The sequence below is a fragment of the Burkholderia sp. AU33423 genome, assembly GCF_002223135.1.
GTDB lineage: Bacteria > Pseudomonadota > Gammaproteobacteria > Burkholderiales > Burkholderiaceae > Burkholderia > Burkholderia lata_D.
Map to the genome: position 1 here is coordinate 2,237,032 of NZ_NKFH01000007.1, position 12,429 is coordinate 2,249,460.

The 12,429-nt window shown below is 69.3% G+C and carries 12 protein-coding genes; 7 read left to right on the forward strand and 5 right to left on the reverse strand.

Going from position 1 to position 12,429, the window contains the following annotated elements; genetic code table 11:
- Positions 1-257: 257 nt before the first annotated feature.
- The 5 genes from CFB50_RS28650 (at position 258) to CFB50_RS28670 (ending at position 5,221) form a co-directional block, all read left to right on the forward strand.
- On the forward strand, positions 258-1,049 hold the full coding sequence (locus CFB50_RS28650) for an SDR family NAD(P)-dependent oxidoreductase (protein WP_089448063.1): 792 nt from the start codon (positions 258-260) through the stop codon (positions 1,047-1,049).
- A gap of 185 nt (positions 1,050-1,234) precedes the next feature.
- The gene (locus CFB50_RS28655) at positions 1,235-2,272 is read left to right on the forward strand and encodes a LysR family transcriptional regulator (RefSeq protein WP_089448064.1); all 1,038 of its coding nucleotides are present in this window, start codon (positions 1,235-1,237) and stop codon (positions 2,270-2,272) included.
- Positions 2,273-2,373: 101 nt separating this feature from the next.
- The gene (locus CFB50_RS28660; RefSeq protein WP_089448065.1) at positions 2,374-3,063 is read left to right on the forward strand and encodes a DUF4286 family protein; all 690 of its coding nucleotides are present in this window, start codon (positions 2,374-2,376) and stop codon (positions 3,061-3,063) included.
- Between the two features lie 87 nt (positions 3,064-3,150).
- On the forward strand, positions 3,151-4,470 hold the full coding sequence (locus CFB50_RS28665) for an MFS transporter (protein ID WP_089448066.1): 1,320 nt from the start codon (positions 3,151-3,153) through the stop codon (positions 4,468-4,470).
- 49 nt (positions 4,471-4,519) lie between these two features.
- Entirely contained in the window at positions 4,520-5,221 is a 702-nt protein-coding gene (locus tag CFB50_RS28670; protein WP_089448067.1) for a DUF2848 domain-containing protein, read from the forward strand.
- 413 nt (positions 5,222-5,634) lie between these two features.
- Here CFB50_RS28670 and CFB50_RS28675 read toward each other — a convergent pair whose 3' ends face one another.
- Together CFB50_RS28675 and CFB50_RS28680 are read right to left on the reverse strand one after the other, a co-directional pair.
- A complete protein-coding gene (locus CFB50_RS28675) occupies positions 5,635-7,026 on the reverse strand; it encodes an RtcB family protein (protein WP_089448068.1) in 1,392 nt (463 codons plus the stop codon).
- Positions 7,027-7,157: 131 nt separating this feature from the next.
- On the reverse strand, positions 7,158-8,141 hold the full coding sequence (locus CFB50_RS28680; RefSeq protein WP_089448069.1) for an NAD-dependent epimerase/dehydratase family protein: 984 nt from the start codon (positions 8,139-8,141) through the stop codon (positions 7,158-7,160).
- A 101-nt stretch (positions 8,142-8,242) separates the two neighbouring features.
- Between CFB50_RS28680 and CFB50_RS28685 the strand changes: the two genes are divergently transcribed.
- Positions 8,243-9,145 (forward strand): LysR family transcriptional regulator, encoded by a 903-nt coding sequence (locus tag CFB50_RS28685; RefSeq protein WP_069252073.1) that lies wholly within the window; start codon positions 8,243-8,245, stop codon positions 9,143-9,145.
- 51 nt (positions 9,146-9,196) lie between these two features.
- On the opposite strand, the gene CFB50_RS28690 is transcribed toward CFB50_RS28685, so the two are convergent.
- Both CFB50_RS28690 and CFB50_RS28695 read right to left on the reverse strand, forming a co-directional pair.
- Positions 9,197-9,517 carry a DUF7660 family protein gene (locus CFB50_RS28690; RefSeq protein WP_089448070.1) on the reverse strand — a complete coding sequence of 107 codons (321 nt, stop codon included), beginning with the start codon at positions 9,515-9,517 and terminating at the stop codon, positions 9,197-9,199.
- A gap of 59 nt (positions 9,518-9,576) precedes the next feature.
- Entirely contained in the window at positions 9,577-10,449 is an 873-nt protein-coding gene (locus CFB50_RS28695; protein WP_089448448.1) for a LysR family transcriptional regulator, read from the reverse strand.
- A 169-nt stretch (positions 10,450-10,618) separates the two neighbouring features.
- On the opposite strand from CFB50_RS28695, the gene CFB50_RS28700 reads away from it, so the two are divergent.
- On the forward strand, positions 10,619-12,079 hold the full coding sequence (locus tag CFB50_RS28700; protein ID WP_089448071.1) for an MFS transporter: 1,461 nt from the start codon (positions 10,619-10,621) through the stop codon (positions 12,077-12,079).
- Between the two features lie 82 nt (positions 12,080-12,161).
- On the opposite strand, the gene CFB50_RS28705 is transcribed toward CFB50_RS28700, so the two are convergent.
- The gene (locus CFB50_RS28705) at positions 12,162-12,359 is read right to left on the reverse strand and encodes an oxidoreductase-like domain-containing protein (RefSeq protein WP_069252077.1); all 198 of its coding nucleotides are present in this window, start codon (positions 12,357-12,359) and stop codon (positions 12,162-12,164) included.
- Positions 12,360-12,429: the final 70 nt, after the last annotated feature.

The following is a 12,429-nucleotide window of genomic DNA, read 5'->3' on the forward strand; positions in this document are numbered from 1 at the left end:
TCGCACGACGGAATCGGCCGGCCGATGCGCCGCGCGTCGATGCGCGGCCCGCCCGCGCTATTCTGCCGGGCTTTCGTGACTTATCGCAAAAATGTGGAGGATAGTGCGATTCGGCGCCGGACATCGTCAGCCTTTGCAAAATGGCCCGCTACCGCGCCGGCCGCCCGGATGCCGCCCGCGTTCATCCTTTCGGCTGATACCGGTGCTCGCCGGCGCCGCCTAAAGTGACCGGAATCGACACCTTTCCGGAGCACGACATGACCCACCCGCCACCCCGCACGATCGCGATTACCGGCGCGGGCACCGGTATCGGCGCCGCATGCGCGCGCCGCTTCGCCCGCCGCGGCGACCGCGTCGTGCTGATCGGGCGGCGCCAGGCGCCGCTCGACGCGCTGGCCGCCGAAACGGGCGGCCTCGCGCTGGCCGGCGATGCCGCGAGCACTGCCGACTGGGCCCGCTTCCTGCCGCAGATCGCCGAACGCTTCGGCCGCGTCGACGCACTCGTCGCGTGCGCGGGCGGCCACGGGCTCGGCCGCGCGGACGAAACCGACGACGCGCAGTGGAGCGACGCGATGCACGCGAACCTCGATACCGCGTTCGTCAGCGCGCGCGCGTGCCTGCCCGACCTGATCGCGCAGCGCGGCAGCATCGTGCTGGTCGCGTCGATCGCCGCGCTCGCGGCCGGGCCCGGCGTGTGCGGCTACACGGTCGGCAAGCACGCACTGCTCGGGCTCGCCCGGTCGCTCGCACGTGACTACGGGCCGCACGGCGTGCGGGCGAATGCGGTGTGCCCCGGCTGGGTCCACACGCCGATGGCCGACGCGGAGATGGAACCGCTGATGTCGGCGCACGGTGACACGCTCGACGGCGCGTATGCACGCGTCAGCACCGACGTGCCGCTGCGGCGCGCTGCCGACCCGGACGAGATCGCGGCCGTGTGCGCGTTCCTCGCGTCGCCGGACGCGTCGTTCGTGACCGGCGCGACGCTCGTCGCCGACGGCGGCGCGATGGTCGTCGACGTGCCGACGCTCGCGTTCGGCAAGCTCTGATGCGCGCGGGTGCGCCGCTCGTGTGGCGCACCCGTCGCGGGCAGCGTTTCGCGCACGTCGTCCCGTCCTCCACTGCCTACCCACGCACGCGCGCCGCGTCCCCCCTTACTTCCGCCCCCCGAAAATCCGCTACCATCGACCGATCCCGCCGCCCCGCCCGGCACCGCCTCACGGTTCGAACGTCGATGAACATCCGGTTTCTTGAAACCTTCGTCTGGCTCGCGAAGCTGGAAAACTTCCGGCTCACCGCCGAAAAACTGCACACGACGCAGGCCGCCGTATCGAGCCGCATCGCGTCGCTCGAGGAAGCGTTCGACGTACGCCTGTTCGACCGAAATACGCGTTCGGCCACGCTCACGCCCGCCGGGCGCCGCATGCTCGCGTACGCGGAGCGGATCGTGCGGCTCGACGGCGAAATGCGCCGCGACATCGATGCGGCGAGCGACGCGGGCCTGATCCGGATCGGCGTGATCGAATCGATCGTGCACAGCTGGTTCCCCGCGCTGATGGCGCAACTGCGCGAGCGCTATCCGCGCCTCGACGTCGAGATCACCAGCGACACGACGTTGCACCTGATCCGCCTGCTCAGCACCGACGGCGTCGACCTGATCCTGCAGACCGACCCGGTGCCCGGCCCCGATTTCACGAACCTGCCGCTGTGCGAATTCCCGGTGCGCTGGGCGGCCAGCCCGCGCCTCGGGCTCGGCGGCCAGCCGCTCGACGTCGCGCGCCTGGCCGAATTCCCGATCATCAGCTTCTCGCGCCACTCGGGGCCGCACGCGACGATCGAGCGCCTGTTCGCGGCCGTCGAGCGGCCGGCCAGCATCAACTGCATCACGTCGGTCGCCGCGATGATCCGCCTCGTCGCCGATGGCTTCGGCGTGGCCGCGCTGCCGCCCGCGATCATCGGGCGCGAACTCCACGAAGGCGCGCTCGAACTGCTCGACGTCGAACCCGAATTCCCCGCGCTGCCGCTTGTCGCGACATACCGCAGCCAGGGCCTGCCGGTGGCCGCGCGCATCGCAGAACTGGCCAGCGAAGTTGCGCGCGCGATGTCGGCCGCCGCGCATCACGCAAAGACGGCCGCGCCCGACAGCGTGGACAAAACACCCGCCCGTCCCGCGACAAAAGCCAAAGCGAAAGCACCGGCAAAAGCGAAACGCACGACGCCATCCGCCCCGCCCGCCACGCCCCCCGCGAAACGCCGCCCGCGCCGCTCATAAGAAAACCTGTTCACCGCGAATTTGTTTTCTTGTTGGACGGGCGTGGCCCGTCTTCGGGAAACTGCGGTTCCTGACACACCCCCGTCACGAGGAACCCCGCGATGACCCGCCTTTCCCTTCCGCACGGCCAGCTTTGCGTCTGGACGGATATCGACCCCGCGCACGAAGCCGATTTCAACGCGTGGTACGACCGCGAGCACATGCAGGAACGTGTCGCGATTCCCGGCTTCACGCATGCGCGGCGCTTTCGTGCGACCGATCGCGGCCCGCGCCAGTACCTCGCGCTGTACGTGACGGATACGCTCGACGTGTTCCATGGCGATGCGTACCGGCGCGCGTTCACGCAGCAGACCGCATGGTCGCTCGCGAACTTCGAGCGCATGACGGGCACGCAGCGACGCGTCGGAAAACTAACGATTGAGGCCGGCGACGGAGAAGGTGCGCATCTCGCGCTGTTCGTGCTGCCGCCGAATCGTATCGACGTGCAGCACCTGCGCGAGCGCTTCGATGACGTGCTGCACGAACCGGGCATCCACGCCGCGCGACTTTTTTGCACCGCGCCTGATCTTTCCGCGCCGATCGGCGCCGATGCGGCCGCCCGCCCGGCTGCCGATGCGCTCGTGCTGATCGAAGGCAGCGATGCGGCCGCGACGCGACGCGTGGCCGCCACGCTCGCCGGGCACGACGACGTGCGCACCTTCGCGATGCTGTGGCGCGCCGCCGCGCCGCTGCATGTCACGCGCGGCGACGTCGAAACCGAGCCCGCCGCTGCCGCCGCAATGCCGTCCTGATCACCTGATCGCCCACACCGGCCGCACCGCATGCGCGATGCACACCCACGCATCGGCCCGGCGCCTCATCCCGTTCACCGACACGACATGCCCGACACCATGAGCACTCTCGCCCAGCCCGCCGCCCACGCGCCGCGCCGCGTCCGCAACAGCCGACTCGCGACCGCGAGCATGATCGGCACGTCGCTCGAGTGGTACGACTTCACGATCTACAACACGCTCGCCGCGCTCGTCTTCAACCATCTGTTCTTTCCATCGGTCGATCCGCTGGCCGGCACGATCCTCGCGTTCTCGACCTATGCGGTCGGCTACGTGTCGCGCCCGCTCGGCGGCTTCGTGTTCGGCAATCTCGGCGACCGCATCGGCCGCCGCGCGGTGCTGATGCTCACACTGGTGCTGATGGGTGTGACGACCGCGTTGATGGGCGCGCTGCCGACCTATGCGCAGGCCGGCATCCTGAGCCCGATCCTGCTCGTCGCGCTGCGCTTCGTGCAGGGCGTCGCGCTCGGCGGCGAATGGGCCGGCGCGGTGCTGCTGTCGGTCGAGCACGGCGACCAGAAGCGGCGTGGGCTGTCCGCATCGTGGACGCAGATCGGCCCGTCGTTCGGCACGCTGCTCGGCACCGGCTGCATCGCGCTCGTGACGCTGTCGACCACGTCCGGCGATTTCCTGTCGTGGGGCTGGCGCGTGCCGTTCGCGGCCAGCGCGCTGCTCGTCGTGTTCGGCTTCTGGCTGCGGCGCGGCGTCGACGAAACGCCGCAGTTCGAGCAGCTCGCCGAATCGCATGCGACCGCCGAGGTACCCGTCGCCGACGTGCTGAAGTACCACTGGAAGCGCCTGCTGATCGCGGGCGGATCGCGGATCGGCTCGGACGTGCTGTATGCGCTGATCGTCGTGTTCACGCTCACCTACGTGACGACCGTGCTGCACCTGTCGCGCCCCGTCGCTTTGACGGCCGTGATGATCGGCACGGCCTGCAACGCGCTCGCGGTGCCGTTCTTCGGCGCGTTGTCGGACCGCTTCGGCCGCCGGCCCGTGTATCTCGCCGGCGCGCTCGTCGGCATCGTGTGGGCGTTCGTGTTCTTCACGCTGCTCGATTCGGCGCGCCCCGGCGCGATCGTCGCGGCCGTGGCGATCGGCCTCGTGATCCACGCGGTGATGTATGGCCCGCAGGGCGCGTTCGTGACCGAACAGTTCCCGACCCGCGTGCGCTATGCGGGCTCGTCGCTCGCCTACACGCTCGCCGGCATCGTCGGCGGCGGCTTCGCACCGCTCGTGATCGCCGCGCTGTTCCGGCAGACGGGCACGACGACGGCCGTGTCGCTGTACGTCACCGCCGCGCTCGTCGTCACGTCGATCGCGCTCCTCGTCGCACGCGAAACCGCGCACAAGCCGCTCGCGGATTGAACGTCGCCGCCAGCCGATTCATTCCTTCGCCCTTCAAACGGATACCCGCATGCCAACCCTGTCGTTCAACGTGATTTCCCGGCAACGCGCGCCGACCACCGTCGACGTCGAGATCGAGCGCGTCGTGATCGCCGGCTGGGCCGGCCGCGATCCGGCTGCGATCCAGGCGCATATCGACGAACTCGCGGCGCTCGGCGTCGCGCCGCCGTCGACCACGCCGTGCTTCTATCGCGTGTCGGCCGCGCTACTGACGCAGGCGCCCGCGATCGGCGTGCTCGGCGCACGCTCGGGCGGCGAGATCGAATGCGTGCTGGTCGACAGTCCGGCCGGCACGCTCGTGACCGTCGGCTCCGACCACACGGATCGCGAAGTCGAAGCGTACGGCGTCGCGGTGTCGAAGCAGGTGTGCGCGAAACCGCTCGGCCGCGATGCGTGGCTGTACGCGGAAGTAGCGGATCACTGGGATGCGATCGAAATGCGTTCGTGGCTGATCTCGCGCGATGGTGAGCGGATTACGTACCAGCACGGCGCGGTCAGCGGCCTGCTTGCACCCGACGTACTGTGGCAACGCTTCGACGACCGCCGCACGATGCCCGCGCGCAGCGCGATGTATGGCGGCACGGTCGCCGTGCATGGCGCGATCGCGGCGATGGGCGACGGCGAGGCGTTCGAGATGGAGCTGCACGATCCGGTGCTCGGGCGCAGCCTTCGGCACCGCTATGCGGTGGAGGTGTTGCCGGTCGTCGCATGACGGGTAACGGGAAATCGCGCGGCACACGGGCGCGACAGCGTTCCGTCGCCGCGCCAGCCGCTGCTATTACGGCTGAAAGCAGTGATAGTCCGGAAAGTTGAACTGCGAGTTGTTGCAATACAGAACCCCGGCCAGGTCGGTGCACCCGCTCAATGCGAACATGATTGCCCCCGCAACCGACACTTTCCACCCGAAATGCAACATCGCGCCCCCGTTTTCGCCTGATCGACCTGAGCCGACATGATGCGCATCGGACGCGCCCGGGTATGTGGAAAATTGTTGTGCCGCGCGTACTTCGGTTGGCGATGACGCCTTCCCGTGCCCGGGCATAGCCCGAGGCACGGGAAGGCGGACGACGTGTCGCCGGCCCTGGCGCGAGCAACGACGGCGGCCAAGGAGCACGCCGCCGCCCGTCACGCCTTGAACGTGATCCACGGCTTCAGCCGGACCGCGCTGCGAATGAGGCCGGCCTGCTCCTGCGCATCGATCACGGGCCCGATCGGCTTGTAGGCTTCCGGCGCCTCCTCGATGCGGCGCTCGTCGCGCAGCGTGACGCAGCGCCACGTGCCCGGCGCCTGCTCCGTGCGCATCCGCCGCACCGCTTGCCGGCGCACGCTGCGGCCGGCACCGTGGCTGCATGACCACAGCCAGTCGGGATGACCGAGCCCGGTCGCGAGAAACGACGCATCGCCCATCGATCCGGGAATCAGCGCGAGATCGCCGTCGCGGGCGGGTGTCGCCCCCTTGCGATGAATGTTCATCCCGTTTTCGCGCAGCACGACGTTGTGCGGCACGTCGACCACGAGGGCCGAACGGGTCTCGCCGGTGAGTTCCGCCAGCTCCTTGCGCACCATCTCGGCCAGCACGACACGGTTGAGCCACGCATAGCGCGCGGCCGTGCCCATCGCGACGAGGTATTCGCGCGCCAGTTCGCCGGACAGGCCGTACAGGCCGCTTTCCGGATGCCTGACGCCCGCCGGCCACGCCGCGCGCGCCCGGTCCATCCAGCGCCGCCCGACGTAGAAACCGACATCGCGCGAACCGCTGTGGATCATCACGACGACATCGTCCTTCGCGAGTCCCGCACGGTAGGCCGCATGCCGATCGAACACGGCATCGACCACCTGCAGTTCGACGAAATGATTGCCCGCCCCGGGCGTACCGAGGCAGGGATCGCGGAATACCTCGCGCGACCCGACGTGTGCATCCGGCGCATATTTCGCGCTGCCGCCGAACCGGTCGAGGCCGATGCACGACGACAGTTCGTCGAAGAGCCGGTCGCGGTCGACGTGCTGCCAGAGCCCCTGCGGCGCGACACGATCGACGAATGCCGCCGGGCCGGCATCGAACAGCGCGCGGAATGCGTCACTGGCGACCGGCACGTCGCGCCGATCCGCGAGAATCGCGCGCGTCAGCCGCTCGACGAGCGCCGTCTCGAACGGCGCGAGCGCCGACCGCTTGAGGCCCGTGGTGACGAGACGCATCCCGCAATTGATATCGGTGCCGATCGCGGCCGGAATCACGAACGCGTCGTCGGTCGCGACGATCGAGCCGACCGGCGCGACCCCGCCCGGATGAAAATCGGGCGTCGCGCACGCCTTGCACACGCCCTGATGGCCATCCGGCGAACGGACGGCCGCGAACGCGAGCAACTGCTGAACGGCCTTCTCCTCGAGCGGGAGCGAATCGGGCAACAGGACGGACGCCTGCGTCAGTTCATTGCGCAGGTGATAGATGCCGGCGTGATAGTCGACATGGATGCCTTGCCGTTGCAAGGCCTTCTTTAAGCGAGGAAGAGTAGACATCGCTGCTGGAAATGAAAAAGGTACGACGCGACCTCCGGCCTTGCGGCGGTCGTGGGTACCTTCCTGCAGCAGCGTCGAGGAAGGGAGCGCGGATCATAGCAGAACGCGCTTGCGTTCGCGACCGCCGTTGCTCACTTGAGACACCCGAGCCCCGCCAGCGTCGCTTCCACCGCCGTGTCGAGCGGCGTCACCGGCTCCCGGCCGAGCACCGCGGTCACCCGCGTGTTGTCGAGCCGGATCGGCTCGCGCCACAGGTAGCGCATCTCGAGCAGTTCCCGCAGCGTCGTGACGAACGGCGCCGCGACCCACACGAACCACCACGGGAACTTGCGCAGCGTCGGCCGCAGCCCGTGCCGCTGCGCGACGCGGCGCACGGCCTCCGCCATCTGTATGCCGTCCGCATCCCAATGCCCGCCCAGGTGAAAGCGCGCGAACGGTTCCAGCGTGTCGCGCCGCTCGATCAGTTCGACCATCGCGCGCGCGGCGTCCGGCACATACGACCATTGGTGCCCGATGCCGTCCCGCCCCGGCACGCTGATGGACGCAACCGGCTGCCCGGCCTTGACCAACCCCGCCGCAAACCAGCTGTTGCCGGTGAGCTTCGGCCCGAAGAAATCGCCGGCCCGCACGATGATCGTGCGGACGCCCTGCCCCGCCGCATCCTGCAGCCGGCGCTCCAGCTCGACGCGGATCGCGCCCTTGCGCGTCGACGGATGCTGCGGCGCATCTTCGACCAGCACCGGGAACGCATCGGCGCCGTAGTTGTAGACGGTGCCCGGCAGCACGATGGTCGCCCGCTCCGCCTTCGCTGCCGCGATCGTGTTGTCGATCATCGGCAGCACCTGCCCGGCCCAGTTCCTGTAGCCCGGCGGATTCACTGCGTGCACGATCACGCTGCAGCCGCGCGCGGCCCGGACGACCGCGTCGCGGTCCATCGCGTCGCCGCGCATCCACGCGATGCCGTCGCGCTCCACGACCTCGGCGTCGAGCCCGCGCTTGAGCGCGCGTACCTGCCAGCCCGCATCGCGCAACTGCCGCGCGACTTCCCCGCCAATCCCGCCGCTCGCGCCGAGCACGAGTGCCTGTCGTTGCGTCCCGCCTGCGTGGGTCGTCATTGCCGCTCTCCTTGAATGAATGTCCGTGATGACACGCATTCTGGCGCGGCTTCGGCTATCAAGGAATTGCCGAACCTGATGGATCAGCTATACATTTATGTATGACCACCGATCTGAACTGGGAACGCTACCGCACCTTTCTCGCCGTGCTGACGGAAGGCTCGCTGTCCGGCGCGGCGCGCGCCCTCGGCATCACGCAGCCGACGGCCGGCCGCCACGTCGCGGCGCTGGAGGCCGCGTTCGGCCAGACGCTGTTCACGCGCTCGCCGTCCGGCCTGCTGCCGACCGAGGCGGCGCTCGCGCTGCGCGGCCATGCGGAGGCGCTGCGCAGCGCGGCGGCCGCGTTCGAGCGCGCGGCGGCAAGCCACGGCGCCGGCGTGCGCGGCATCGTGCGGATCTCGGCCAGCGACGTGATCGCCGTCGAAGTGCTGCCGCCGATGCTCGCGCAATTGCGGCGCAACCATCCGGGGCTCGTCATCGAACTGGTGCCGACCGACCGCCTCCAGGACGTGCTCAAGCGCGAGGCCGACATCGCGGTCCGGATGGCGCCGCCCACGCAGGAAGCGCTCGTTGCACGGCGCATCGGCGCGGTCGATGTCGGGCTGTATGCACGCGACGACTACCTGGCGCACAACGGGGTACCCGAGACGACCGACGAACTCGCGCATCACGCGCTGATCGGCTTCGATACGGTCACGCCGTTCATCCGCTCGATGGGCCGCAGCATGCCGCTGTGGAAGCGCGATGCGTTCTCGCTGCGCACCGACAGCAACCTCGCACAGCTCGCGATGATCCGCGCCGGCTATGGGATCGGTTTCTGCCAGAGTGGGCTCGCGAAACGCGACGCGCGGCTCGTGCGCGTGCTGCCGGACAAGCTCGCGGTGCCGCTGGAAACCTGGGTCGTGATGCACGAGGACCTGCGGTCGAGCCCGCGCTGCCGCGCGGTGTTCGATGCGCTGGCCGACGGGCTGCGTGCATATGTGAGCGGCGAAATCGTCGAATAGACGGTTCGCGGCGACGGTCACGAACGAAGTGAACGAAGCGCCCGCCTGGCGCTATTCGTAGATTTTCCCGGCGAACAGGATGTCCGCCATGCGCCGCCACGGATTGTCGGGCACGTCGTAGAAACGCAGCCCTTCCTCCGACGCCTCGGCCCAGTCGACCATCGCGTCCAGGTACTCGCCGATCGAGTGGTTTTCCCAGCCGAGCGCGGCGCGGGAATACGGCGACGGCGGCACGTCGGCCTCGAGCTGGCGCTCCTTGTTCCAGTCGTGGCCGAGCACGCGCAGGAAGTGGATCAGCGAGCGTTCGTCGACCACGCGCTCCAGCGCATCCTGCAGCTTCGCGGCCATCTGGCGTTGCAGTTCGTCGTTCATTTTTATGTTCCTTCGCGCGCCTCTCAGGTACGCGCCGCCGCAGGTCGTGCGGCCCGGTTTTACATCAGCAATTGCCGCGACAGCACCTCGCGCGCCTGCGTGACGGCTTCGCGTTCGCCGGGCATCGGCGGCGTCAGCGAAAACACCGCGTCCGGCAGCGGCGGCAGCCGGAATTTCGCGCCGAGCCGCATCATGCCCTCGCCGATCGCCGACGCGCACAGGCAGCCCACCCCGAGCCCCGCCGCCAGCATCGACTGCAGCCCCGCCACCCCGGACGCGCTGTGCACGAGCCGGTACGGCATATGCTGCTCGTCGAGCGAGCGCACCGCGACCTGATGCATCATGCAGTCGTCCGGCAGGAGCACGAGCGGCAGCGGCTCGGGCAACTGCTCGGCGAGCGCGGGCGATGCGACCCACGACAGCGGCTCGCGCCGCAGCACCCAGCGCGTATCGGCCGACGCCGGCCGGAACGGCCCGCTCGACAGGTTCATCACCACGCCGAGATCGACCTGCCCGCGCGCGTGCGCGGCCTCGATATCGGCGCTCTTCATCGCACTGACGTGCAGGCTCAGTTGCGGGTAGCACTCCCGCAGCCGCGCGAGCAGGCCCGCGACTTCATTGGTCCGGTAGTAATCGGTGATCGCGACGCGCAGCTCGCCCTTGATCGCCTGCCCGCGCACTTCGTCGAACGCGGCCTCGTTCAGCGCGACGATGCGCCGCGCATGCTGCAGCAGCCGCGAGCCGGCCGGGGTCGGCTCGACCCCGAGCTTGCTGCGCACGAACAGCGGCACGCCGGCACGCGATTCGAGCTTGCGCACCTGCTCGCTGACCGTCGACTGCGACAGGTGCAGCAGCGGCGCGGCGGCCGTCAGGCTGCCGGCATCCGCGACCGCCGTGAAAGTACGCAACTGATCCAGGTCGAAACCGCGCATCGCCATTCTCCATCCATCGAGTAACCCGATGGATGCTACCACCAATTCCCGCTTTTCCGATTCATTGCCACCGCCCAGAATGGGGGTCAATCGCCCGTCCACGGCCGAACCCGCGCTACTGGCGTCACGACCGGCGTGAATGGGCACTCATTCTTTCGGACCTGCTTCCATGACGAACGACACCCTTGCCCCCTGCGTGCCGGCCGGTACGGCCGCCGCGGCGACGCCGCGCAGCCACCACGGCTGGGCGCTGGTGGTCCTGCTGGTTGGCGCGATTTTGCCGCCGCTCGACTACTTCATTGTGAATCTCGCGCTGCCGGCCATCCGCGACGGCATCGGCGCGCGCCCGGCCGAGTTGCAGCTGGTCGTGTCCGCATACGCGTGCGCGAACGCCGTCGTGCAGATCACCGGCGGCCGGCTCGGCGACCTGTACGGCCGCAAGCGGATGTTCATGATCGGGATGGCCGGCTTCGTCGTCGCGTCGACGCTGTGCGGGCTTGCCGGCAGCGGCGCGGTGCTGGTCGGCGGCCGCGTGCTGCAGGGCCTGTTCGCCGCGATCCTCGCCCCGCAGGTGCTGGCGACGATCCGCAGCGTGTTCAGCCCGCAGGAGCAGGTGCGCGTGATGGGCTTCTACGGTTTCGTGTTCGGCCTAGCGGCCGTGATCGGCCAGCTCGGCGGCGGCGCGTTGATCAGCCTGCATCCGTTCGGGCTCGGCTGGCGCGCGATCTTCCTCGTCAACCTGCCGATCGGCATCCTGGCGCTGATCGGCAGCTGGCGCTTCATCCCGGAAAGCCGCCCCCCGAAAGGCCAGCGCATCGACGTGCCGGGCATGGCGCTGCTGTCGCTGTTCCTGCTGATGCTCGTCTACCCGCTCACGCACGGGCGCGAGGCGGGCTGGCCGCTGTGGATGGTCGCGTGCCTCGTCGGCGCGCTGCCGATGCTCGTTGCGCTGCTGGCGGTCGAGGCGCGCCGTCTCGCGGGCGGCCATGATCCGCTGCTCGACGTGCGCCTGTTCCGCAACCCCGTCGTCGCGCTCGGGCTCGTGCTGGCGTTCCTGTTCTACACGCTGAGCGCGTTCTTCCTGAGCTACGGGATCTACCTGCAGGGCTGCCTGAACTGGTCGCCGCTCGCGTCTGGGCTCGCGATCCTGCCGCTCGGGCTCGGTTTCCTGTCGAGCCCGCTGCTGATGCCGCGACTCGTGGGCCGGTTCGGCGGCTATCGCGTGCTCACGCTCGGTTTCGCGATGCTCGCGGCCGGCGTCGCGACAGCCGCCGCGCTGGCCGGTGCTGCCGCGCCGGGCCCCGGCTTCTACGTCGGGATTGCAGCAATCGGGATCGGCCAGGGCCTCGTGCTGCCGTCGGTCGTGCGGATCGTGCTCGCGGAAGTCGACACGGCACGCGCGGGTGTCGCCTCCGGCATGGTCACCGCGATGCTGCAGATCGGCGCGGCCGTCGGCGCGGCCACGCTCGGCGGCGTGTTCTTCGCCCGGCTCGGCGCGCATCCGGCCGCACTCGATTACGTGCAGGGATTCAGGACGTCGATGTTCGCGCTGACGGCCGTGCTGCTCGTGTGCATCGCGCTATCGGCCATGCTCGGGCCGCTGCATCGGCGGCTGCATGCAGGCACGTAAGCGCCGCGGGAATCGCAGCGACGGCAGGGGCTGACGCGGAAACGGTGCAGATGCAGGCGCAGCCGTTCGCCGGCCTCGGGTATCACGCGTGATGCTTGCGTTGCGCCTGACGCGCTTCCCATTCGGCCAGCTCGACGCGATAGCGCGCGAGTGCTTCGTCATAGAGATCGAATACGCACGGCGAGCAACCGCTGTTGCAGCAGTCTTCGAGTTCGGGCTGGATGGGCGGGGTCGGACGGGGATCGTCGACGGACGGATCCGGAGAGGCAGTGTTGGGCACGGCGAAAATCGAATGAAAAGACGCGTTCAGTATAAGCGGATGCCGCCCGATATGCGTGCCGCGCGGGCCA

Excerpts from the sequence above, each read along its gene's own strand:
- CFB50_RS28650 (WP_089448063.1), top strand. The coding sequence starts at position 258 with ATGACCCACCCGCCACCCCGCACGATCGCGATTACCGGCGCGGGCACC.
- CFB50_RS28655 (WP_089448064.1), top strand. The coding sequence starts at position 1,235 with ATGAACATCCGGTTTCTTGAAACCTTCGTCTGGCTCGCGAAGCTGGAA.
- CFB50_RS28660 (WP_089448065.1), top strand. The coding sequence starts at position 2,374 with ATGACCCGCCTTTCCCTTCCGCACGGCCAGCTTTGCGTCTGGACGGAT.
- CFB50_RS28665 (WP_089448066.1), top strand. The coding sequence starts at position 3,151 with ATGCCCGACACCATGAGCACTCTCGCCCAGCCCGCCGCCCACGCGCCG.
- CFB50_RS28670 (WP_089448067.1), top strand. The coding sequence starts at position 4,520 with ATGCCAACCCTGTCGTTCAACGTGATTTCCCGGCAACGCGCGCCGACC.
- CFB50_RS28675 (WP_089448068.1), bottom strand. The coding sequence starts at position 7,026 with ATGTCTACTCTTCCTCGCTTAAAGAAGGCCTTGCAACGGCAAGGCATC.
- CFB50_RS28680 (WP_089448069.1), bottom strand. The coding sequence starts at position 8,141 with ATGACGACCCACGCAGGCGGGACGCAACGACAGGCACTCGTGCTCGGC.
- CFB50_RS28685 (WP_069252073.1), top strand. The coding sequence starts at position 8,243 with ATGACCACCGATCTGAACTGGGAACGCTACCGCACCTTTCTCGCCGTG.
- CFB50_RS28690 (WP_089448070.1), bottom strand. The coding sequence starts at position 9,517 with ATGAACGACGAACTGCAACGCCAGATGGCCGCGAAGCTGCAGGATGCG.
- CFB50_RS28695 (WP_089448448.1), bottom strand. The coding sequence starts at position 10,449 with ATGCGCGGTTTCGACCTGGATCAGTTGCGTACTTTCACGGCGGTCGCG.
- CFB50_RS28700 (WP_089448071.1), top strand. The coding sequence starts at position 10,619 with ATGACGAACGACACCCTTGCCCCCTGCGTGCCGGCCGGTACGGCCGCC.